Origin of the sequence: Acidiphilium sp. C61, assembly GCF_905116885.1 — a bacterium.
Lineage (GTDB): Bacteria > Pseudomonadota > Alphaproteobacteria > Acetobacterales > Acetobacteraceae > Acidiphilium.
Genome location: NZ_CAJHNI010000005.1, coordinates 3131548 through 3154048 on the forward strand (window position 1 = coordinate 3131548; position 22501 = coordinate 3154048).

19 protein-coding genes and 1 tRNA gene are annotated in these 22501 nt (G+C 67.3%); 14 read left to right on the forward strand and 6 right to left on the reverse strand.

What is annotated here, in order from left to right:
* Positions 1 to 64: 64 nt before the first annotated feature.
* A complete protein-coding gene (locus HUW10_RS17500; protein WP_174504643.1) occupies positions 65 to 934 on the reverse strand; it encodes an ATP-binding protein in 870 nt (289 codons plus the stop codon).
* Between the two features lie 106 nt (positions 935 to 1040).
* Between HUW10_RS17500 and yajC the strand changes: the two genes are divergently transcribed.
* Positions 1041 to 1400, forward strand: coding sequence for a preprotein translocase subunit YajC (gene yajC, locus HUW10_RS17505; RefSeq protein ID WP_174504644.1), 360 nt, complete (start codon positions 1041 to 1043; stop codon positions 1398 to 1400).
* Between the two features lie 69 nt (positions 1401 to 1469).
* On the opposite strand, the gene HUW10_RS17510 is transcribed toward yajC, so the two are convergent.
* The gene (locus tag HUW10_RS17510) at positions 1470 to 2075 is read right to left on the reverse strand and encodes a superoxide dismutase (protein WP_174504645.1); all 606 of its coding nucleotides are present in this window, start codon (positions 2073 to 2075) and stop codon (positions 1470 to 1472) included.
* Between the two features lie 117 nt (positions 2076 to 2192).
* On the opposite strand from HUW10_RS17510, the gene HUW10_RS17515 reads away from it, so the two are divergent.
* From HUW10_RS17515 to HUW10_RS17540, 6 genes are all read left to right on the forward strand, one after another.
* Positions 2193 to 2903 (forward strand): squalene/phytoene synthase family protein, encoded by a 711-nt coding sequence (locus tag HUW10_RS17515; RefSeq protein WP_174504646.1) that lies wholly within the window; start codon positions 2193 to 2195, stop codon positions 2901 to 2903.
* Between the two features lie 45 nt (positions 2904 to 2948).
* Positions 2949 to 5681 (forward strand): DNA gyrase subunit A, encoded by a 2733-nt coding sequence (gyrA, locus tag HUW10_RS17520; RefSeq protein ID WP_174504647.1) that lies wholly within the window; start codon positions 2949 to 2951, stop codon positions 5679 to 5681.
* Positions 5674 to 6183: a pantetheine-phosphate adenylyltransferase gene (gene coaD, locus HUW10_RS17525; RefSeq protein WP_174504648.1), complete on the forward strand. Its 510-nt coding sequence runs from the start codon at positions 5674 to 5676 to the stop codon at positions 6181 to 6183. Before gyrA ends, coaD begins: the two co-directional genes overlap by 8 nt.
* On the forward strand, positions 6180 to 6734 hold the full coding sequence (locus tag HUW10_RS17530) for a peptidylprolyl isomerase (protein WP_174504649.1): 555 nt from the start codon (positions 6180 to 6182) through the stop codon (positions 6732 to 6734). The genes coaD and HUW10_RS17530 overlap by 4 nt, the downstream gene beginning before the upstream one ends.
* Before the next feature lie 70 nt (positions 6735 to 6804).
* Positions 6805 to 6880: transfer RNA gene (locus HUW10_RS17535), tRNA-Lys, on the forward strand.
* 28 nt (positions 6881 to 6908) lie between these two features.
* Entirely contained in the window at positions 6909 to 7370 is a 462-nt protein-coding gene (locus tag HUW10_RS17540; RefSeq protein WP_174504650.1) for a PH domain-containing protein, read from the forward strand.
* A 9-nt stretch (positions 7371 to 7379) separates the two neighbouring features.
* On the opposite strand, the gene HUW10_RS17545 is transcribed toward HUW10_RS17540, so the two are convergent.
* The gene (locus tag HUW10_RS17545) at positions 7380 to 8204 is read right to left on the reverse strand and encodes a hypothetical protein (protein ID WP_174504651.1); all 825 of its coding nucleotides are present in this window, start codon (positions 8202 to 8204) and stop codon (positions 7380 to 7382) included.
* A 354-nt stretch (positions 8205 to 8558) separates the two neighbouring features.
* Between HUW10_RS17545 and HUW10_RS17550 the strand changes: the two genes are divergently transcribed.
* The gene (locus tag HUW10_RS17550; protein WP_174504652.1) at positions 8559 to 9989 is read left to right on the forward strand and encodes a short-chain fatty acyl-CoA regulator family protein; all 1431 of its coding nucleotides are present in this window, start codon (positions 8559 to 8561) and stop codon (positions 9987 to 9989) included.
* 42 nt (positions 9990 to 10031) lie between these two features.
* Positions 10032 to 11171, forward strand: a complete 1140-nt coding sequence (recF, locus tag HUW10_RS17555) for a DNA replication/repair protein RecF (protein ID WP_174504653.1) — start codon at positions 10032 to 10034, stop codon at positions 11169 to 11171.
* A 169-nt stretch (positions 11172 to 11340) separates the two neighbouring features.
* On the opposite strand, the gene HUW10_RS17560 is transcribed toward recF, so the two are convergent.
* The 3 genes from HUW10_RS17560 to HUW10_RS17570 form a co-directional block, all read right to left on the reverse strand.
* On the reverse strand, positions 11341 to 12270 hold the full coding sequence (locus tag HUW10_RS17560; protein ID WP_174504654.1) for a bifunctional riboflavin kinase/FAD synthetase: 930 nt from the start codon (positions 12268 to 12270) through the stop codon (positions 11341 to 11343).
* Complete coding sequence (locus HUW10_RS17565) at positions 12267 to 12728, reverse strand: MaoC family dehydratase (RefSeq protein ID WP_174504655.1); 462 nt, start codon at positions 12726 to 12728, stop codon at positions 12267 to 12269. Before HUW10_RS17565 ends, HUW10_RS17560 begins: the two co-directional genes overlap by 4 nt.
* A gap of 151 nt (positions 12729 to 12879) precedes the next feature.
* Entirely contained in the window at positions 12880 to 13806 is a 927-nt protein-coding gene (locus tag HUW10_RS17570; protein ID WP_371808640.1) for a glycosyltransferase family 2 protein, read from the reverse strand.
* Positions 13807 to 13950: 144 nt separating this feature from the next.
* On the opposite strand from HUW10_RS17570, the gene HUW10_RS17575 reads away from it, so the two are divergent.
* The 5 genes from HUW10_RS17575 to HUW10_RS18415 all read left to right on the forward strand — a co-directional run bounded on the left by HUW10_RS17575 (position 13951) and on the right by HUW10_RS18415 (position 22469).
* The gene (locus HUW10_RS17575; protein ID WP_174504656.1) at positions 13951 to 15144 is read left to right on the forward strand and encodes a DUF2125 domain-containing protein; all 1194 of its coding nucleotides are present in this window, start codon (positions 13951 to 13953) and stop codon (positions 15142 to 15144) included.
* A 39-nt stretch (positions 15145 to 15183) separates the two neighbouring features.
* Complete coding sequence (locus tag HUW10_RS17580) at positions 15184 to 16620, forward strand: MFS transporter (protein WP_174504956.1); 1437 nt, start codon at positions 15184 to 15186, stop codon at positions 16618 to 16620.
* A 30-nt stretch (positions 16621 to 16650) separates the two neighbouring features.
* Positions 16651 to 18390, forward strand: a complete 1740-nt coding sequence (locus HUW10_RS17585) for an ABC transporter ATP-binding protein (RefSeq protein WP_174504657.1) — start codon at positions 16651 to 16653, stop codon at positions 18388 to 18390.
* 588 nt (positions 18391 to 18978) lie between these two features.
* The gene (locus HUW10_RS17590) at positions 18979 to 20175 is read left to right on the forward strand and encodes an autotransporter strand-loop-strand O-heptosyltransferase (protein ID WP_371808641.1); all 1197 of its coding nucleotides are present in this window, start codon (positions 18979 to 18981) and stop codon (positions 20173 to 20175) included.
* 26 nt (positions 20176 to 20201) lie between these two features.
* A complete protein-coding gene (locus tag HUW10_RS18415; protein WP_236656487.1) occupies positions 20202 to 22469 on the forward strand; it encodes a Hint domain-containing protein in 2268 nt (755 codons plus the stop codon).
* The last annotated feature ends 32 nt before the right edge of the window (positions 22470 to 22501 follow it).

Genomic DNA, 22501 nt, shown 5'->3' on the forward strand with positions numbered 1-22501 from the left:
GCGGCTCGGGTGCTGGTCCGGGTTGCTGGTCACGCCCCTGTCTTCGGGGGGCGGCCCAGGGCTGTCAAGGCGCCGCTCCGGCCTCGATGCGGCGGCCGAGCCGTCCGGCGAGATCGCAGATGAACTGCCACGCCACCCGCCCCGACCGCGCTCCCCGCGTCACCGACCATTCCACCGCCTCGGCATGCAGGGTTTCGGTGTCGACATCGAGGGCGAACGCCTTCGCATACCCCTCGATCATGGCGAAGAAGGTCTGCTGATCACAATTGTGAAAGCCGAGCCAGATGCCGAACCGGTCCGAGAGCGACACTTTCTCCTCGGTCGCTTCCGAGGCGTGGATCGCGGTGCTGCGCTCGTTCTCGATCATGTCGCGCGGCATCAGGTGCCGCCGGTTCGAGGTCGCGTAGAACAGCACGTTGTCCGGCCGGCCCTTGATCCCGCCATCGAGCACCGATTTCAGCGCCTTGTAGTCGGCATCCTCGCGCTCGAAGCTGAGATCGTCGCACAGGATCAGGCACTGGCGGGGCTGGCCGCGCAGGATGTCGAGCAGCGCGGGCAGGGTGGCGATGTCCTCGCGATGGATCTCGATCAGCGCGAGGCTGCCGGGATAGGCCCGATTCGCCGCCGCATGCGCGGCCTTCACCAGCGAGGACTTGCCCATCCCGCGCGCCCCCCACAGCATCGCGTTGTTGGCCGGCAGGGCGCGGGCGAAGCGCAGCGTGTTCTCGGTCAGGATGTCCTTCTGCCGCTCCACGCCCTGCAACAGCCCGATCGGCACGCGCGAGACCTGCTCCACCGGCTCCAGCGCCGCGCGCTCGGGATGCCAGACATAGGCATCGTGCGCGGTCACCTCGGCCGCCGGCGGCGGCGGCGGGGCGAGGCGGTCGAGCGCATCGGCGATGCGGGCGAGCAGGTCGTGTGTCGGCTGGTCCATGACGTCTCCTCAGGCAGGCCCCGCGCGGCTTGACGGGGCGGGCGTGCAAACTATGGTCCCGCCCGAGCAAGGACAAGCTTCACCACAGCAGATCGGGATATTCCGCATGTTCATCGCCACCGCCTACGCTGCCGGACAGTCATCGCCATCGGACATCACGGCGGCGGTGATCAATTTCGCACCGCTGGTGCTGATCGTCATCGTCTTCTACTTCATCCTGATCCGCCCGCAGCAGCAGCAGGCCAAGGCCCAGAAGGCGCGGCTCGCCTCGATCCGCCGCGGCGACAAGGTGGTGACTGGCGGCGGCATTGTCGGCCAGGTGGTCAAGGCGCTGGACGGCGCCGAGGAAATCGAGGTCGACATCGCCCCCAATGTCCGCATCACCGTGCTGCGCAGCACGATCAGCAACGTGCTGACCGATTCGAAGCCGGCCGAGACCAAGGCGGCCGAGCCGAAGAAGAAGTAGGCGCCGCAAACGGCAACGGCCCCGGAGCGAAACTCCGGGGCCGCGAATATCGTCAGGCTTTGCCCGGCCTCAGCCCAGCAGATGCGCGGCGTGGGCGTAGTTGGCCAGATTGTCGAGCCAGTTCTGGATATAGTCCGGCCGGCGATTGCGGAAATCGAGATAGTAGGAGTGTTCCCACACATCGAGGCCGAGCAGCGGCTTGCCCTCGCCCGTCGCGACCGGGTTGGAGCCGTTCGGCGTCTTGGTGACGGCGAGCTTGCCGCCCGGGGTCAGGATCAGCCAGGCCCAGCCCGAGCCGAACTGGGTGGTGCCGGCGGTCTTGAACGCGTCCTTGAACTGCGCGACGCCGCCGAAATCCTCGACGAGCTTCGCCTCCAGCCGGCCCGGCAGCTTGCCGCCATCGGTGGGCGACATGCACTGCCAGAACAGGTTGTGGTTCCAGTGTTGCCCGGCATTGTTGAACACCGGCGCGAGATCGGCCTTGTTGTAGGTGAAGGCGACGATCTCCTCCAGGCTCTTGCCCTGCAGGTCGGCGTTCTTCTCGACGAAGCCGTTCAGCGCCGTCACATAGGCCTGATGGTGCTTGCCGTGGTGAAGTTCGAGCGTTTCCTGGCACATGCCATGCGCGGCAAGGGCTGCGTGCGCATACGGCAACGCGGGGAGTTCAAAGGCCATGGGGCATCTCCGATCCGGTTTGGGCTTCTGTTTCGGCGCCGGCACGGGGCGTGCCGACCGCTCGCACGGTAGCTATGGTCCGGCCCTGCCAGCGTCAAGCATCGAAAGAGTTTCGCAATGACCGAACCCGACCTCGCCGCCCTTCTCCGCCGCGTTGATCCGGACCGTTTTCTCGGCGCGATCTTCGCCCCGCCGGAAGCACGGCGCTGGCTGTTCGTGCTCTACGCCTTCAACCACGAGCTGGCCCGCGCGCGCGAGGTGGCGAGCCAGCCGCCGCTGGCGCTGATCCGGCTGCACTGGTGGCGCGAGGTGGTGGAAGGGGCCGAGCGCGCCCATCCGCTGGCCGCTTCCCTCCGCGCCGGCCTCGCCGGGGGCATCTTTTCCGCCGCCGCGCTGACCGCGCTGATCGATGCGCGCGAGGCCGAGGCCGAACCGATTCCCGACCGCGCCGCCTTTCTCGCCTATGCGCGCGGCACGGCGGGCGGGCTGGCGCGGAGTGCCGGCACGGTGCTTGGCGTGACCGATTTCGATGAGCTGGCGGCGCTGGAGGATCTCGGCACCGGCTATGGCATTGCCGGCATTCTCCGCGCCGCCCCGGCACTTGCAGCCGCCGGGCGCGACCTGCTGCCGCAGGACGGCACCGATCCCGCATCCCTGCGCGAGGATGCCGCCCGCCTGCTGCGCCGCCGGGCGCCGCGCCAGGGCCTCGCCGCCGCCCTGCCGGCGGTGCTCGCCCGTCGCGATCTGCATCGCCCCGCCGGCCCGGCGCCGCGTGGCCTTGCCGACCGGATCGCCGTCATTTTCGCCGGGCTGACCGGGCGCTGTTGAGCCGCACCCCTCGCCCCCGCGCGGCGCAGGTGATATGACGCCGGCATGACTGACACGACCGACCAGACCGAAGGGCCAAGCGGCCAGGTGCCCGTGACGATCGAGCAGGAGATGCGCCGCTCCTATCTCGATTACGCCATGTCCGTGATCGTCTCGCGCGCCCTGCCGGATGCGCGGGACGGGCTGAAGCCGGTGCATCGCCGCATCCTCTACGCCATGCAGGAATCGGGCAACACGCCGGACAAGCCCTATCGCAAATCCGCCCGCATGGTCGGCGATGTCATGGGCAAGTATCACCCGCATGGCGACGCCGCGATCTATGACGCCGCGGTCCGCATGGCCCAGGGCTTCTCGATGCGGGTGCCGCTGATCGACGGCCAGGGCAATTTCGGCTCGGTCGACGGCGATCCGCCGGCAGCGATGCGCTACACCGAGGCCCGCCTCGCCGATGCCGCGATGGCGCTGCTCGCCGATATCGACAAGGACACGGTCGATTTCCAGCCGACCTATGACGAGAGCGACAGCGAGCCCCGCGTCCTGCCCGCCGCCTTCCCGAACCTGCTGGTCAATGGCGGCAACGGCATCGCCGTCGGCATGGCGACCAACATTCCCCCCCACAATCCCGCCGAGATCATCGACGCGACGCTGCATCTCATCGCCCAGCCGGAGGCGACGCTGGATGATCTGATGCGGATCGTCCCCGGCCCGGATTTCCCGACCGGCGGCATCATTCTCGGCCGCTCCGGCATCCGCAGCGCCTTCGAGACCGGCCGTGGCGGCATCGTCGTGCGCGCGCGGACCGTCATCGAGGAAATCCGCAAGGACCGCATGGCGATCATCGTCGGCGAGCTGCCCTACCAGGTGAACAAGGCGACCCTGCTCGAACGCATCGCCGAGCTGGTGCGGGCCAAGGAAATCGAGGGCATCGCCGACCTGCGCGACGAGAGCGACCGCGAGGGCATGCGGATGGTGATCGAGCTGAAGCGCGACGCCACGCCGGAAATCGTGCTCAACCATCTCTACCGCTTCACCCAGATGCAGACCGGCTTCGGCATCAACATGCTCGCCCTCGATGGCGGCCGGCCGCGCCAGCTCGGCCTGCGCGATGCGCTGGACTGCTTCATCACCTTCCGCGAGGACGTGATCCTCCGCCGCTCGCGCTTCGAGCTGAACAAGGCGCGCGACCGGGCGCACCTGCTGGTCGGGCTCGGCATCGCGGTGGCGAATATCGACGCGGTGATCGCGCTGATCCGCGCCGCCCCGGACGCCGCCTCCGCCAGAGCCGCCCTGATGGCGCGGGACTGGCCGGCCGGCGATGTCCGCCCGCTGCTCGAACTGATCGACGATCACGGCAACCAGATCTCGCCGGATGGCACCGTGCGCCTGACCGAGGCGCAGGCCCGCGGCATTCTCGAACTGCGCCTCCAGCGCCTGACCGGGCTCGAACGCGAAAAGATCCAGTCCGAACTCGCCGAGGTCGGCCGCCGCATCGGCGAGCTGCTCGAAATCATCGCCTCCCGCCCGCGCCGGCTCGAGGTGATGCGCGACGAGCTGATCGCCATCCGCGCGCGCATCGCCGCCCCGCGCCTGACCAGCATCGAGGACAGCGTCGCCGACCAGGACGATGAAAGCCTGATCGAGCCCGGCCAGATGGTCGTCACCATGACGCGCGACGGCTTCATCAAGCGCACCCCGCTCGAATCCTTCCGCGCCCAGAACCGCGGCGGCCGCGGCCGCGCCGCCGCCTCGATGCGCGGCGACGACGTGATCACCCGCAGCTTCAACGCCCATACCCACCAGTTCGTGCTGTTCTTCAGCCAGGGCGGCAAGGCGTTCCGCGAAAAGGTCTGGCGCCTGCCCGAATCGGCGCCGGCGGCGAAGGGCAGGGCGATCGTCAACATCCTGCCCGAGCTGAACGGCGACGCCGTCACCGCCGTGCTGCCGCTGCCGCAGGATGAAAGCCTGTGGAACGACCTGCACCTCGTCTTCGCCACCGCCTCGGGCAATGTGCGGCGTAATCGCCTCGCCGATTTCCGCAACGTGCGCTCGACCGGCCTGATCGCGATGAAGCTCGACGAGGGCGACCGCCTGATCGGCGTCGCCACCTGCCGCGAGGGCGACGACGTGTTCCTCGCCACCCGCCAGGCCCGCTGCATCCGCTTCCAGATCACCGACGAGACCCTGCGCGTCTTCGCCGGCCGCGACTCCAGCGGCGTGCGCGGCATCCGCCTCGGCGCCGGCGACGAGGTGATCTCGCTCTCCGTGCTCCGCCATGTCGAGGCGAATGTGGACGAGCGCGCGGCCTACCTGAAATACGCCGCCGCCCAGCGCCGCACCGGCAGCGAGGAGCCCGAGGCCGATGCCGTGGAAAACGACGAGGCGGCGGCCGACATCCAGCTCGCCCCCGAGCGGATCGCCGAGCTGCAATCGGCCGAGGAAATGCTCCTCACCGTCACCACCGGCGGCTTCGGCAAGCTCTCCTCGGCCTATGAATACCGCGTCACCGGCCGCGGCGGGCAGGGCATCGGCAATATCGCGCTCGCCGCGCGCAATGGCCGCGCGGTTGCCGCGAGCTTCCCCGTCCGGCCGGGCGACGACATCATGCTGGTAACCGACCAGGGCAAGCTGATCCGCGCGCCGGTCGATCAGGTGCGCATCACCGGCCGCCAGGCGATGGGTGTCACACTCGTGCGGGTCGAGAAAGATGAGCAGGTGACCAGCGTTTTCCCGGTCATCGACGATGGCGAGGAGGAAGGCTTGGAGGAACGGGATGCGTGAGGGCGGCTTGGTCGGGCTGTATCCGGGAACCTTCGATCCGATCACCAACGGACATCTCGACATCATCGGCCGCGCCGCGCAGCTCTGCGCGAAGCTGGTCATCGGTGTCGCGCGCAACGCCGGCAAGGGGCCGCTCTTCCCCACCGACGAGCGGGTCGAGATGGTGCGCGCCGAGATCGCGCCGATCGCCGCGCGCACCGGCACCGTGATCGACGTCCAGCCGTTCGACTCGCTGCTGATCGGCTTCGCCCAGCAGGTCGGCGCACAAGTGATCGTGCGCGGCTTGCGCGCGGTCTCCGACTTCGATTACGAGTTCCAGATGGCCGGGATGAACGCACGGCTCGACCAGCAGATCGAAACCATCTTCCTGATGGCGAGTGAGCGGCACCAGTTCATCTCCTCGCGCTTCGTGAAGGAAATTGCCCAGCTGGGCGGCGACATCTCGAGCTTCGTTCCGAAACTGACCTTGGAGAGGACCCTTCGCCGGGTTGGCAGACCATGATCATCAGACGCCGCACGCTATTAGCCGCCGCCGCATCCACCCCTCTTGCCGGAGTTTTCATGTCCGAATCCGCTTCCGCCGCCAGCCCGTCGAACACCATCCACCTGACGCTGCCCTTCGGCGTCGTCACGATCGAGCTGCGCCCCGACCTCGCGCCGAAAACCTGCGAGCAGATCCGCACGCTGACCGCCCGCGGCTTCTATGACGGCTGCGAGTTCTTCCGCGTGATCGCCGGCTTCATGGCGCAGACCGGCGACCCGTCCAACACCGGCACCGGCGGCAGCAACCTGCCCAACGTCCCCGCCGAGTTCACCGACAAGGCGAAGTTCCTGACCGGGTCTCTCGGCATGGCCCGCACCGCCGACCCCAATAGCGGCAACAGCCAGTTCTTCATCTGCTTCGCCCCCGCCGCCTGGCTCGACGGGCAATACACGCTGTTCGGCCAGGTCACCGCGGGGATGGACTTCGTCGACCAGATCAAGAAGGGCCAGGGCCAGAGCGGCCGCGTCACCGACCCGACCAAGATCATCAAGATGGAACTCGCCGCGTAATACCGGCAATCCGTCTCAGCCTCTTGACGAACCCCGCCGGAATTGGTCTTTCCGGCGGGTCATCTGGTGAGAGCCCGTAGCTCAGTTGGTAGAGCACGAGACTTTTAATCTTGGGGTCCAGGGTTCGAATCCCTGCGGGCTCACCATGACCCACACGGCGCGGAGAGCCTCTCCTTGAGCTATATCGAGCAGGTCCTGCAGCCTGACGAAACCGTGCTGAGCTGGACGCATCTCCACTGGTTCGTCTATCTGCGCGGGATGTTCACCATTGTCATCGCCTTTGCCCTCATCGTGGCGGGCGGCGTGGCATCCCCCCGTTCGGCGACGATCCTGCATTTCGCGGCGGCGGCGGCGTTCCTCCTCGGCTGCTGGCTGCTGTTCGTCGCCTGGCTTCGGCGCATGTCGACCGAGCTTGCGGTCACCGACCGGCGGGTGATCCACAAAAGCGGCATTTTCGGCCGCACCACGCATGAGATGAGCCTGGACAAGGTCGAGAGCGTCGAGGTCCGCCAGTCCCTGGCCGGCCGCCTGTTCAATTACGGCACGGTGATTGTGCGCGGCACGGGGTCCACCTGGGAACCATTCCCGCGCATTGCCGACCCGCTGGTCTTCCGCAGCAGCATCACCGCCGCCTGATCCGGCATTTCAGGCGGCGTTCGCCGAATCGATCACCACCAGCAATCCGCCGGCGAGCGGCGAGGGGGTGCGGTCGGCCGGCAGCGTCGCCGCCATCCGCATGTTGTCCCGTGCTTCGGCCTCCTGCTCCCGGTCCAGCACGCCGTGGCGATCGAGAAAGCGGTTCATTGCCGCCGAGATCCGCACGCATCCCTGCGAGGCCGGGTGCCCGAGGCGCGGCTCCAGCAGGTCGGGATCGGTCGCATGCACCAGCAGCCGGATCTCGCCGGTCTCGCCATCGCGCCGCCAGCCTTTTTCCGCGACCCGCCAGCCGAAATCCCAGACCCGCATGCCCTTGAGGCCAAGCCCGCGCACATGGTTTTCGTTGAATGTGCCAAGCGCGCGGTAATCGAGAATGGACGTGGTGTGGGCGAACACGCCGACCGGGGTGATAAAGTATCCGCGCCGCCCGGATTGCCCGGTCGAGACCGCGTCGCAGCCGACCACCCGCCACGATTCCGACGGGGCGGCGGCGACGAGGCAGAGTCGTTGCACGCTGTGATCGCGATTGACGACGACAATGAGCTGCGGCCGGGTCAGGCTGACACCCGCGCGCGCCAGCGTGCCCTGCGTCGCCGCAATCCAGGCGGCGGCGGCGGCGGGTGCGGGGAGGGTGGCGCGCGGCACCTCGCGCGCCAGCGCCGCCCGTGTCTCTGCGGTCTCGGCATCGAAGATCGTGCCCGCGGTGCCGCGCGCCGGCTCTGGGCGTGGCAGCGCCGTCCGAAGCGCCGGACGCGCGCAGCCTGCCAGCACGACCGCCAGCGCCAGCCACATCCCGGTGCGCAACCGTCTCATCATGCCCTCCGCCGCAGCCTCGATGCCGAACATGAGCTAGACGAAGTGCATCGGTCATTGATCCAGCGCAGCCCCCTGTTTGACCGGCACGGTCCGCGGCATTAGAGCATCATCCGATCAGATGGAATCATCTGATCGGATAAACATGCTCTACTTATCAATATGCTAGAGCACTACATCCGATCCAAAAGGATCGGAACGTGCTCTAGAGCGTCATCCGGTTGATCATCAATGGTATTTCCAGTCCATCGGGCGCGATCATCCGATCGGTCGATGGTCTGACTATCGCCGGCCGCTTCCCACCTTGCGCCACGTCGCGCCGGCAGGGCCTGGCCACGTCGAGGGATTTGTCTTTTGCGTGAACCAAAACTTTTCGCCGGTGCCCGAATCAGACTGATCCGCGAGCAGCGCGGCCTGCAGCAGCGCAATGTCGCCCGCCAGCTCGGCCTGTCGCCAAGCTACATGAACCAGATCGAGAACGACCGGCGGCCGGTGCCCTCGCGCCTTGCCGCACCGCTCTGCGATCTCCTCGGCATTCCGCCGGCCGAGCTGTCCGGCGATGACGAGGTCCGCCGCGCCGGCGACCTGCTCGAAGCCGCCCTCGACCCCGCCCTCGGCCCCGGCCGGCTGACCTTCGCCGAGGCCCGCGTCGCGGTGCGCGACACGCCGGAGCTTGCCCGCCGCTTCATCGCCCTCTATGCCGCCTACCGCTCGCTGCAAACCCGCGTCGCGCGCGATACCGCCCTCGGGCGCGAGGAACCCGGCCCCTTGCCGCCCTATGACGAGGTGCGCGACTGGGTGCAGTCCGAGCGGAACTACTTCCACGAGATCGACCTCGCGGCCGAGCGCCTCGCCGCCGACATTCACCCGGCGCTCGGCCACGAATCTGCGGCACTCGAACATCATCTGGCCACCGCGCACCGGATCGAGGTCGTGCTCTCGGCCAATCTCCTGCCCGACGGCATTCTCTGGCAGATCGACCGGCGCAACCGCCGGCTGCTGATCGCCGAGGAAATGCGGCTCGAAACCCGCCGGTTCTCCCTCGCCCATGTGATCGGCCTGCTCAGCCATGGAAAGCTGATCTCGCGCCTGGTCGAGCGGGCGAAATTCTCTTCCGATGCGGCGCGCGGCATCGCCCGCGTCGCGCTGGCCAATTATTTCGCCGGCGCGCTGATCATGCCCTATGGCGGCTTTCTCGCCGAGGCGGAGGCCGAGCGATACGACATCCAGCGCCTGCAAATCCGCTTCCAGGCGAGTTTCGAGCAGGTCTGCCACCGGCTCAGCACGTTGCAGCGGCCGGGCGCGCAGGGAATTCCGTTCTTCTTCCTCAAGACCGATGTGGCCGGCAACGTGCTCAAGCGCAGCAGCGCCACGCGCTTCCGCTTCGACCGTTTCGGCGGCCCGTGCCCGCTCTGGAATGTCTACCAGGCGTTTTCGCAGCCGGGAAAAATCTCGGTCCAGCTCGCCCAGCCGCCGGGCGAGACCACCTATATCAGCATCGCCCGCACGGTCGGCGGCGGCGGCACGTCCTACCTCGCGCGGCCGCGCGCCGTCGCGGTCGGTCTCGGCTGCGAGATCCAGTATGCGCCCCGGATCGTCTACGCCGCCGGGCTCGATCTCGACCGGCCGGGTGCCATCGACCCGATCGGCCCCGGCTGCCGCTCCTGCCTGCGGGTTTCCTGCCGGCATCGCGCCATGCCGCCGATCGATGGCACGATCGATGTCGGCACCGCCGAGCGCGGCGTGGTGCCCTACCGGGTCAGCCGCCCGTTGCCCGGCGGCTGACGCCATCTGGCCGCGGGAGGCGGCCTCGACTATCAGAACCGGATGACGAACCCCGGCATTTCCGCGCGTTCCGCCGCCGCGTTGCGGATCGCCTCGCTTCGCCTTGCCGATTTCCGGTCCTACGCCCGGCTCGACTGGCAGCCCGGCGGCAAGATCGTCGCCCTTGCCGGGCCGAACGGCGCGGGCAAGACCAATCTGCTCGAAGCCGTTTCGCTGCTCGCGCCGGGCCGGGGCCTGCGGGGCGCGCGCCTCGCCGAGCTGGCCCGCCATGCGCCGGGCGCCGCCGGCGGCTGGGCCGTTGCCGCGAGGCTCGCGGGCAAGGAGGGCGGATTCGCGATCGGGACAGGCATCGAGGCGGGGCAGGGGGATCGCCGGCGCCTGCTGCTGGATGGCGAGCCGGTGCCGGCTTCGCGCCTCGCCGCCCGGTTTTCCTGCCTCTGGCTCACCCCGCAGATGGACCGGCTGTTCACCGAGGGGGCCTCATCCCGCCGCCGGTTTCTCGACCGCCTGGTGCTCGCCCTCGAACCGGCCCATGCCAGCGAGGTCGCTGCCTTCGAATCCGCCTCGGCCAACCGCAACCGGCTGATCGAGGCCGGGCGGTACGACCCGCTCTGGCTCGCCACGATCGAGGATTCGATGGCCCGCCACGCCGCCGCACTCACCGCGTCCCGGCTCTACGTCATCGAGCGGCTCAACGCGCTGCTCGCCGCCGGCACCGCCGATCCGTTCCCCGCCGCGCGCCTGTCGCTCGACTGCCCGATCGGCGCCGAACTCGCGCGCCGCCCGGCGCTGGAGGTCGAGGAGTGGCTGCGCGCCCGCTATGCCGCCTCGCGTGCCGAGCCGGTCGCCGCGATCTCGCCGCAGCGCGCCGATCTCGGTCTCGCCCAGGCGGCGAGCGGCCTCGTCGCGGCGCTGGCCTCGACCGGGCAGCAACGCGCGATGCTGGTGTCGATCGTTCTCGCGCATGTGGCGCTGGTCGCCTCCGCCCGGGGCACGGCGCCGGTGCTGCTGCTCGACGAGCCGTTCGTGCATCTCGATGCCGCGCACCGGATGGCACTCGGCGATGCCCTGCAGCGCGGGGAGGCGCAGGTGTTCTGCACCGCGACCGAGCGCGAGCAGTTCGCCGCCCTCGGCGATGCCGCGATCTGGACGGTCGGCGAGGGCGGTCTTCGCCGCGATTGAGGCATTGGTGCAAGAGGATGGCGCCCCTCGCGCATCAACAGCGCTCTGCCCTAGAGCATCATCCGATCAGATGGAATCATCTGATCGGATTAAGATGCTCTGGTTATCAGTAAGATAGAGCACGACATCCGATCCTGATGGATCGGAACGTGCTCTAATCGGGCTTCGGTCAGATCGCCGCCAGCAGGCGCCGCGCCTCCTGCGCATCGGCCACGATCTGCGCCCGCAGCGCGTCGAAATCGGCGTAGCGCCGCTCCTCGCGGATGAAATGGTGCAGCGAGACGGTGATATCCTGGCCGTAGAGATCGCCGGCGAAGTCGAACAGATGCGCCTCCAGCCGCGAGATCGCGCCCTCCGCCACGGTCGGGCGGCGCCCGATATTGGCGACGCCCTTGACCCTGCTGCCGTCCTTGAGCCGCACCGTCACCGCATAAACGCCGCGTGCGGGTTCCAGATGCCGGCCGAGTGCGACGTTGGCGGTGGGAAAGCCGATCGTCCGCCCCCGCGCGTCGCCATGCGCGACCACGCCGCGAATCGCGTGCGGCCGGCCGAGCAGTGCGGCGGCGCGTTCCGGATAGCCATCCTGCAACAGCCGGCGGATCCGGCTGGAGGAAATCGGGCCCTCGGCATCATCCAGATGCGGCACGACCGTGAGGCCGATGCCATGCAATTCCGCGGTCTCGCGCAGCAGGGCGACATCGCCGCCCCGGCGGTGGCCGAAGGCGAAATCCGCGCCGCATGCCAGATGCGCCGCGCCGATGCCGCGATGCAGCACCTCGCCGATGAATGCCTCGGCGCTCAGCTGCGAGAAGGCGCGATCGAAGCTGAGTTCATAGAGAAAATCGATCCCCTCTTCTTCCAGCGCCGCCGCCCGCTCGGCCTCCAGCATCAGCCGGAACGGCGGGTCCTCGGGGCGGAAGAACTCCCGCGGGTGCGGCGCGAAGGTGAGCACGGCGCGTGGCGCCTCCGGCCCTGCCGCGTGTGCTGCGCGCAGCACTTCGATATGGCCGCGATGCATCCCGTCGAAATTGCCGAGTGCCACCGAAGCGCCGCGCGCGTCCGCGGGAATCGCCGTCCAGTCGTGGAAGACGCGGATCATTCGGCGGCGCGCTTCTCGTTCTGCGCCACGGCGACGACGGCCTCGGAAGGCGGGATCACCACCGCCTCGCCCTCGATCACCACCTTGCCGCGGACGAAGCACCGCGTGCGCATCGTCGCCCGCCGCTTCTCGTGATCGAGCGAGGCGACCTCGACCTCGGCGGTGACGGTATCGCCGATCCGCACCGGCGCGCGAAACCGCATCGACTGGGTAAGATAGATCGTGCCCAGCCCCGGCAGCACCGTGCCGAGCACGGCCGAGATCAGGCTGCCGCACAGCATCCCATGCGCGACCCGCCCCTTGAACAGCGTCTCGTCGGCCAACTCCTGGTTCAGGTGAACCGGGTTGGTATCCATCGATACCGCCGAAAACAGCAGGATATCGGCCTCGGTGATGGTTTTTCCGAGCGCGGCGGTCTGGCCGGGCTGGAGCTGATCGAAGGGGACGCAGCTGGGCATGGGAACTCCCGTCGCGGGTCAAGCTATCGCGATGCACAAAGCGCCGGATCGGGGCGCCGGGTCAAGGCCCCCGGTCAAGGCTCTGGTCAAGGCTCCCGCTCAAGGCCCCGGATCAAGGCCCCGGATCAAGGCCCCGGGTCAACGCTCTGGATCAGGGCTCTGGGGCTGGATGGCGCAGATAGGCGAGCAGCCGGGTTTCCCGCCGCCCGCGGGTCACCGTGTCGAGGATGACGCCGGTGGTCAGGCTCAGCGCGCCGGCGAGGACGATGCCGGTCGCCAGCACCGCGGTCGGCAGGCGCGGCACGAGGCCGGTGCGCAGATACGTCACGATGACCGGTGCGATGAGCACGGCAGCGGCCAGAAACGCCGCGAGGCCGAGCGCGCCGAAAAAGGCCAGCGGCCGCTCGTGCCGCAGCAGCCGCAGGATCAGCCGGAGGATGCGCCAGCCATCGCTCCAGGTTCGCAGCTTGCTGGCCGATCCCGCCGGGCGCGGGCGGTATTCGCCCTCGACATGGGCGATCGGCAGCGCGAGTTCGAGCGCGTGGACCGCAAGCTCGGTCTCGATGTCGAACCCGGTCGCCAGCACCGGGAAGGATTTCACGAAGCGGCGCGACAGCACCTTGTAGCCGGAGAGCATGTCCTCGACCCGGTCGCCGAAAATGGCGCGGACCGCCCCGGTGAGCAGGTGGTTGCCGAACCGGTGGCCGCTGCGATAGGCGGCGGCATCGGTCTCGCGCCGCACACAGTTGACGAGGTCGTATGGCCCGCGCCGCGCGAGCGCGATCATCGCCGGGGCCAGGGTGGCGTCATAGGTGTCGTCGCCATCCGCCATGACATAGAGATCGGCCTGGATGTCGCGGAACATCCGCCGCACCACGTATCCCTTGCCCTGCAAGCTCTCCTGACGAACGATCGCGCCCGCTTCGCGCGCGATCGCGGCGGTATCGTCGGTCGAATTGTTGTCGAAAACATAGATCTCCGCACCCGGCAAGGCGTCGCGGAACGCGCGGATGACAGCGCCGATCGCCGCCGCCTCGTTGTGACAAGGTAGGAGAACCGCGATCTTCGGCTCCGTCATCGTGATCCAGCTCCGTATTGGCGGGCTCCGGTGTAGCCGCCGTGGTGCTGCCGGTAAACCGGGATGTCGGCCGGTTTGGCCTTGGGCGGGGCCGCAGCTACAGTAAGGATGCGCATGTGACCCGCGCAGCTGAAAGGACGCAAGATGCGAAGCCTGGTCCGTTTTCTGTCCCTCGCGCTGGTGGTCGTGGCGATCGTCTGGCTCGGGCTGTGGTGGTATGCCGAAAGCCGCCTTGCCCTGGCGGTGGACCAGGTGGCCACCGTGCTGCGCTCGCATGGCTGGACGGTCACGCGCGGCGCGATCACCCGCGGCACCTCGCCGCTCCGGGCCGAGGTTCTGGTGAGCGGGCTGCGCCTCACGCCGCCCGTTGCGAACGGCCCGGCGCCGACGATCGGGATTCCCGCGCTGGACCTGATGGTGCGTCCCGGCACGCCGTTCACGCTGAACCTCACCCCCGCATCGACATGGCGTCTCGCGCTGGTCGATGGCCCTTCGGCGACGCTGCATTTCGGCAGCATCGCCGCCGCCGAGCAATTCGATCCGGCCGCGCTGCTCCAGGGATCGGACAATCCGCTTCGCGCCGGCAGCTTCCACGCGACCGATCTCAGGATCGACAGCCAGAACACCAACTTCACCCTGCTCAGCATCGCGGCGATCTCCGTCACCACCACCCGCAACCCGCGCGCCGGCACCGCCGAGACCGCGTTTTCCCTCCACGAAAAGCTGTCCGGGCTGGCGCTGTCGCCGATCTTCACCACGCTGGGCGACCTGCCCTTCGGCGGCAAGCTCGGCCGGCTCAGCCTCGATCTTGCCGTCTCCGGCCCCGCCGCCGAACTGCCGGCCGGGCTTGCCGGCGCCTTCGCCCCCACCATCGCGGGCCCGGCCGGGCAGACAAGCGCCGTGGCCCCGGCAGATTTCATGGCGCTCTGGCAGCAAGCGGCCCCGGCGCTGCATCGCTGGGCGCAGGATGGCGGGCATGGCAGCCTCGGTGTCCGGCTTGCGGTCGGCCCGCTCGATGCCACCGGCAAGGGTGAGTTCGGCTTCGATTCCCGCGTCCAGCCGCGCGGCCGTATGCACCTGGTCGCCGATGGGTTCGGCGCCGCGCTCGGCACGATCTCGACCCATTATCCAGGTCTCGTCGGTGGCATCAGCGCGCTCACCGCAGCCGCGTCGCCCTTTCTGGTCCGCGGGCCGAAAGACAGCCAGCGCCTCGCCGTCACCTTCGGTCTGGCTGATGGCAAGCTGACCGCGAACGGCACCGACCTCATGACGGTGCCGCCCCTGGCCTGGCCCGCGCCGCCGCCGCCGACCGCCGGAGCGCCGAAACCGAAAGGCTGAGACGTGACCGATCTCGCCCCCGACGACGAGGCCGGCCCGATGCTGCCGCCGCACAGGATGCGCCTGACCGCGCTGATCGTCGCCACGGCGCTGTTCATGCAGAATCTCGACGGCACCATCGTGGCCACCGCCCTGCCGGCGATGGCAAAGAGCTTCCACGCCGATCCGCTGCACATGAGCCTCGCGCTCACCTCCTACCTGATCGCGCTCGCGGTCTTCATCCCCGCCTCCGGCTGGGTTGCCGACCGCTTCGGCAGCCGGACGGTGTTCCGGGCGGCGATTGTCGTCTTCACCCTCGGGTCGATTTTCTGCGGCCTGTCGCAGAGCCTGGGCGAACTGATCGCGGCGCGCATTTTCCAGGGGCTCGGCGGGGCGATGATGGTGCCGGTCGGCCGGCTGCTGCTGCTCCGGTCGGTCCGCCGGCGCGACATGATCGCGGCCACGTCGTGGCTCACCATGCCGGCCCTGCTAGGCCCCATCATCGGCCCGCCGCTCGGCGGCTTCATCGTCACCTATCTCTCCTGGCGCTGGACCTTCGACATCAACGTGCCCATCGGCCTGATCGGCATCGTCGCGGTGACCCGGCATATCCGCGAGGTGAGGGACGAGGCGGAGGCCGGCCGGCTCGATCTTGCCGGCCTGGTCTGGAGCGGCCTTGCCATGGCGCTGCTGATGGCCGGCTTCGAGACGATCGGCCGCGGCATCATTCCCCTGCGCTGGAGCCTCTTGTGCTTCGCCGGCGGCGTGGCGGCCGCACTCGCCTATGTCCGGCATGCGCGCCACCATCCGCACCCGGTGCTCGACCTGACGCTGATGCGGATCGACACGTTCGCGAACTCGACGATCGCCGGCAGCCTCTTCCGCGTGCTGGCCGGCGCCATGCCGTTCCTGCTGCCGCTGATGCTCCAGCTCGGCTTCGGCGACACCGCGGCGAAATCCGGCACGATCACCTTCGCCGCGGCCATCGGCGCGCTGGCGATGAAGCCGCTGGCCGAGCCGGTCCTCCGCCGCCTCGGCTTTCGCGTGGCGATGATGCTGTTCGGCGGCCTCGCGGTGGTCTTCACCGCTGCCTGCGCGGCGTTCCGGCCCGGCTGGCCGGAACTCGGGCTCGACGCGGTGCTGCTGGTCGGCGGCGTGTTCCGCTCGTTGCAGTTCACCGCCCTCAACACCATCGCCTATGCCGATGTGCCGCGCAGCCGGATGAGTGCCGCGACGAGCTTCTACGCCACGTTCCAGCAGATCACCCTGACCCTCGGCATATCGGTTGCCGCCGGGGCGCTGGAATTCACCACTTCACTGGCCGGGCACACCGAACCCGCGATCGCCGATTACGGCTGGGCCTTCCTCATCGTCAGCGCCATCGGCGCGCTCTCGGTGCCGGTCTGTGCCCGGCTCTCGCCGGGGGCGGGCGAGGCGCTGAGCGGTCACGCCGCAGCTTCACCGGCGATTGACGCGAACCCGGCGCCGCGCCAGTAACGCGGTATCGCAAGCGGAAACGGATCTCTCATGATGGAAACCGGCAGCAGCATCGCGCTCGCGCGGCGGCTGTGGCGGCAACATGTCACCGCCTATCGCGGCCGCGTCGCGCTGATCATCGTCGCCACCCTGGTGATGTCGGGCACGACGGCGCTCTACCCCGCGCTGATCGACCGCGCCTTCACCATGTTCGCCAAGCGCGATCCGCGGATCCTGTACCAGGTGCCGCTGATCGTGCTCGTCGTCACCGTGATCAAGGCGCTCGCACAATACGCCCAGACGCTGCTGACGCAGCAGGTCGTGCTCGGCACCATCCGCCGCCTGCAGGTTTCGATGTTCGGGCATCTGACCAGCGCCGAACTGGTGCGGATCGACCGCGAGCCGCCGGCAGCGCTCGCCGCCCGCTTCACCACCGATGCCACGGTGATCCGCGAGGCGATGAGCCGCGCGGTGAACGGCATCGCCGATTTCTTCACGCTGATCGGGCTGGTCGGCACCATGCTCTGGATCGACTGGGAACTGAGCCTGATCGCCGCCCTGCTTTACCCGCTGGCCGGGCTGCCGATCCAGAAGATCGGCCGTCGCATCCGCCGCGCCTCGGGCGGCATGCAGGAGCGGATGGGCGAAGCCGCGTCCCTGCTCAACGAGAGCTTCGCCCAGGCCCGCACCGTCCGCGCCTATGGGCTCGAGGAGGATGAACGCCGCCGGGCGGACCGGGCGTTCGAGCATCTGTATCGGGCGCTGATGCGAATGATCCGCGGGCGGGCCGCGCTCGATCCGGTGCTGGAAGTCCTCGGCGGCCTCGCCATCGCCCTCGTCATCGGCTTTGCCGGCTGGCGGCATGCCGCCGGCGCTGCGGGCATCGGCAATTTCACCGGCTTCGTGGCGGCGCTGCTGATCGCCTCCCGCCCGTTGCGCGCGCTCGGCACGATGAATGCCGCGGTGCAGGAAGGCATGGCGGGGCTGGAGCGCGTGTTCCGCGTGATCGACGAGCCTTCCGTCATCGTCGAGCGCCCCGGCGCCGCGAAGCTGCCGCCCGGTCCCGGCCGGGTGGAATTCCGCCATGTCGGGTTCGCCTATCCGGATGGCAGGCCGGGGCTGCGCGATCTGTCCTTCGTCGCCGAGCCGGGGCGCACTCTCGCCCTGGTCGGCGCGTCGGGCGCTGGCAAATCGACGGCGCTGGCCCTGATCCCCCGGCTCTACGAGGCCGATCGCGGCGCGATCCTGATCGATGGCGCCGACATCGCCGCCGTCTCCCTCCAATCCCTGCGCGGCGCGATCGCCTATGTCGGCCAGGACGCGCTGCTGTTCGACGACACGATTGCCGCCAATATCGGGATGGGCCGCAAGGGCGCCTCGCCCGCCGAGATCCGGGCGGCGGCCGAGGCGGCGGCGGCAGGCTTCATCGCCGATCTGCCCGAGGGGTTCGAAACCCGTGTCGGCGTCAATGGCCAGCGGCTTTCGGGCGGCCAGCGCCAGCGCGTGGCCCTGGCCCGCGCCCTGCTGCGCGATCCGCGGATCCTGCTGCTCGACGAGGCAACCAGCGCGCTGGACGCCGAGAGCGAGGCGGCGGTGCAGGAGGCGCTCGCCCGCCTTCGCCGCGGCCGCACCACCATCGTCGTGGCGCACCGCCTCGCCACGGTGCGGGATGCCGACAGGATCGTGGTGGTTGCGGATGGGGTGGTCGTGGAGCAGGGCACGCATGCCGACCTGATGGCGGGTGAGGGGGCTTTCGCCCGCCTCGTGCGCGCGCAGGCACTCTCGTCATAGAGCATTTTCCGCCCCCCGGATCGGATGAAGCTCTCGCCCGCTCCCCCGCTCCCCCGTCCGCCCATCCGTCGCCCTGATCGTCGTGAGCGGCGGGCGAAGACGCTGTCACACGGCGCGTTGCGGCAGATCTTGCGGTCCCGAGGCCGGTGCGGCAAGACTCGCGAACGCGCCGGGCGCACCTGTCCCGCGCCGTCTCGGTGATCTAAAATTAGAATACACAAGACAAAAATAAGTAAACTAAATATGTTATTTAAACAAAAATCGTATAAATAAAAATATAAATCTGGAAATAGTCTTAAAAATAATCGGATAAAATTTATTGAAACATTCTCCAGTGCTGGTATTGATTGACCGAACGTTATTAATTCCTCTATAACCGAGACGAACGAAATCGGTATTTGGCTTTCGTTAGTTTTGGCAAGGATGGCCGTGCTTCAGTGTCCTGAAGACCCACGGCAGCGTTTGAGACAGCTTTTAGGATAGCGTTTGACGATCTGGGCTATAAGAGAAAATTCTCTTTTTATATGAAAAATATCATTTAAGCGGCATAAACTGATCTGAATATTGAATTGACAGAGGATTGCTTCGTTGAGCTCGGCTTACATTAACCCGCCGGAAATGCCGGTTTGCGAGGCGCCGCTTGGAATTCGTTATGATTTTCTCGATGGCGCGCGTGTCTATCTCCCCGAACTCGAGGGGGGTGCGTGGTTCGTAACGCTGACGGATGCGGATTCAGGTCTTGTCGTTTATCAGAACGAGATCAAGACCGGCGTTCTCAAGTCGAAAAAGAGGTATTTTGTCCGTTTTGAAATCAAGATCCAGCGACGTAGCGATGCAGGCGACATGGAGCCTGTCTTCCAGCACGTGCTCGATCTCCGGGATCAGAACGTGGTCGTGCAGATACCGGTCGGCACCATCGGCGACGTCTTTGCCTGGTTTCCCTATGTCTCGCGGTTCGCGGCGGCGCGGCAGGCGAGGGTCACCTGTGTCATGTCGCCGGCGCTCATTCCGCTGTTCGAGGCAACCTATCCGGAGCTTCGGCTGATGACGGCCGCGCAGCTCGAAGCCGACAGCACCCTGCAACGGGCCTATGCGAACTATCACATCGGCCTGTTCTTCAAGGACACCGAAAACACGTTGCAGCCGACCGATTTCCGCCATGTCGGCCTGCACAAGACGGCCGCCTACATTCTGGGGGTGGATCCGTCGGAAATCCGGCCCCGGATCGCGCTCGAGGATGATACGAGGCCGATCGCGGAGCCCTATGTCTGCATCGCGACGCAGAGTTCGGCCCAGTGCAAATACTGGAACAATCCCACGGGATGGCTCGACGTCGTTAGTCACTTGAAGGCAAGGGGCTACCGGGTGATCTGCATCGACCAGAAGCCGGTACACGGCGCCGGCTATGTGTGGAACCGGATTCCGCATGGCGCCGAGGACGAGACCGGAGACCGCCCGCTGGCCGAGCGCGCCCGCTGGCTGAAGCACGCCGCGTTTTTTGTTGGGTTGAGTTCCGGCCTTTCATGGCTGGCCTGGGCTATGGAGACTCCCGTCGTGATGATTTCGGGGTTCACGCACCCCACCAATGAATTCGAAACACCGTATCGCGTCATCAACTGGCATGCCTGCAATTCATGCTGGAACGATCCGCGTGAAATGTTCGATCACAATGATTTTTTCTGGTGTCCACGGCACGCGAACACCTCAAAGCAGTTTGAGTGTACGCGTCTGATCACGTCCGAACAGGTCATCAGAACGATCGAACCTCTCCTCAACATTGAATAACCTGCGTTTGTAAAAAGGAATTGAATATGGCCACGAATTTGAATGGAACCTGGTCTGCGGTAAACACCAACGGGACCACCCAGTATCTCAGCAACGGGGTGACCGTTACCGGCCTCGTCAATCTCGACGCGGGCGCGACGCTGATTGTCGAGCAGGGCGCGACTGCCAGCGGGCTGACGAACACAGGTGCCGGCGTCACCATCAATGTTTCAGGTGGCGGCGTGGTCGAAAACTCGACTCTGAGCGGTGCCAGTCTCCAGGTTTCCTCCGGCGGCTCCAGCCTCAACAACTTTATCGTCGGCAGCGGCGGTCTGATCACTGTCGCTCCTTCAGGCATTGTGTCCGGCACATTCGTAAGTGCTGGCGCTGCGGCAAACTTCCAGAACGGCGCCATTGTCGATCAGGCCACGGCCAACAACACCCAGCGCACTTTGCTTAACGGATATTCATACTGGTCTGCCGTGAACAACAACGGCACCACTGTCTATACGAATGGCAGCACAACCGTCAGCGGCCTGGTCGAACTGGCCGGCGGAACCACTCTCAACATCGAGAGCGGCGCCGTTGTCTCGGGGATGATCGTTGATAACGGTGGTACCTCGAAAGCCACAGTAAACGTTAGTGCGGGCGGCGAATTGCTCAGCTCGGTCATCAATAACGCGTACATGTATGGCTATGGCGGCACCACCAGTGGCAACGTGATCAACGGGGGGATGCAAACTTATAATGGCGGTTCGTCGGTCAACGATACCTTCATCAATAATATTAACCCCTCTACTTATATGCCTACCGTCTATTTCAATGTGGGCACTACGCTCAGCGGCGCGCTGGTTGAGAGCGGCGGTAATATCGCTATCAACACCGGTGCAACCGTGTCGAACATTATCGCGGGTGCCGGTGGCACCATCAGCTCCGGTGGCATGGCGACAACCCAATACAATGAGCCGGTCCTTACCGGCGGCACCGTGTCGGCGGTTAACGTCAACGGCACAACACAATATCTGAGTAACGGCCAGACCATTGCCGGCCCTGTCGCTCTCGGTGCGAACACCACACTGATCGTGGAGAGCGGCGCGGTCGTCTCCGGAAATGCCGTGACGTTCGGGGCTGGCGATACGGTCAGCGTCAACAGCGGCGGCGAACTGCTCAGCGCGTCCCTCTCCGGCGGCACGCTCGACGTGACTGCGGGTGGCGTGACGAGCGGCAACGCATTGACGTCCGACTCCGTGAACATCTCCTCCGGCGGCGAATCGATCGGGGACACGTTCAGCAGCGGCACCAACACCACCGTGTCGAGCGGCGGCCAGGTGTTCAGCCCGCTGGAGGCGACCAGTGGGGCCACTCTCACGGTCTCGTCAGGCGGCATCTTTAACCCGAACAACCCGAACAACCCCTGCTTTGCCGCGGGAACGCTGATCGCGACCGCGCGCGGCCCAGTGGCCGTGGAACACCTCACCGCCGGCGAAACCGTCCTCCTGCACGATGGCGGCACCGCCCCGGTGGTCTGGCTGGGCAAGCGCACGATCGACCTCACCCGCCATCCGCGGCCGGAAGCGGTGCAGCCTGTCGTCATCTCCGCCAACGCGATTGCAGACAACGTTCCGGCCCGCGACCTGGTCGTCTCCCCGGATCACGCATTCTACCTCGAAGGCGTGCTGATCCCGGCCAAGATCCTGGTCAACGGCACGACGATCCGCCAGGTCACGATGCGCGAGGTCACGTATTTCCACGTCGAACTGCCGTTCCACGCGGTGCTGCTGGCCGAGGGCATGGCAACGGAAAGCTACCTCGAAACCGGCAATCGCGGCGCGTTCGAGAACGGTGGCGAGGCCCTGATCCTGCACCCGGATTTCGCGCAGTCCCTCCGCGAGACGCGCAGCTGCGCGCCCTTCGCCGACCATGGTCCGCTCGTCGAGAGGGCCCGGGCGCGGATCCTCGACCGTGCTGCGATCGAGACGACACAGGACGCCGCGGTCGTCGCGATCCATCGGCAGGACGGCAGCGTCGTGATCGCATCCCGGACGGCGGTCCCCGGTGAACTGACCGCCGATCCGCGCGATCGCCGCGTTCTCGGCGTCAAGATCGGCGCCCTGAAAGCAGGGGGCGAGCCGATCGCGCTCGATCACCCCGGCCTTGCCGAAGGCTGGCACGATGTCGAGCCCAATGGCCGCTGGACCAATGGCGCCGCGGTGATCCCGGCCGAGCTGGTGCAGGGCAGGAACGTGGAAATCACGATCGCCACGACCCTGGCATATCCGGTGACCGCGGACAGCCGCATGGCGTCCGTCGGCTAACAAACAACCATGCGCCGCGCCCCCGGAACCCC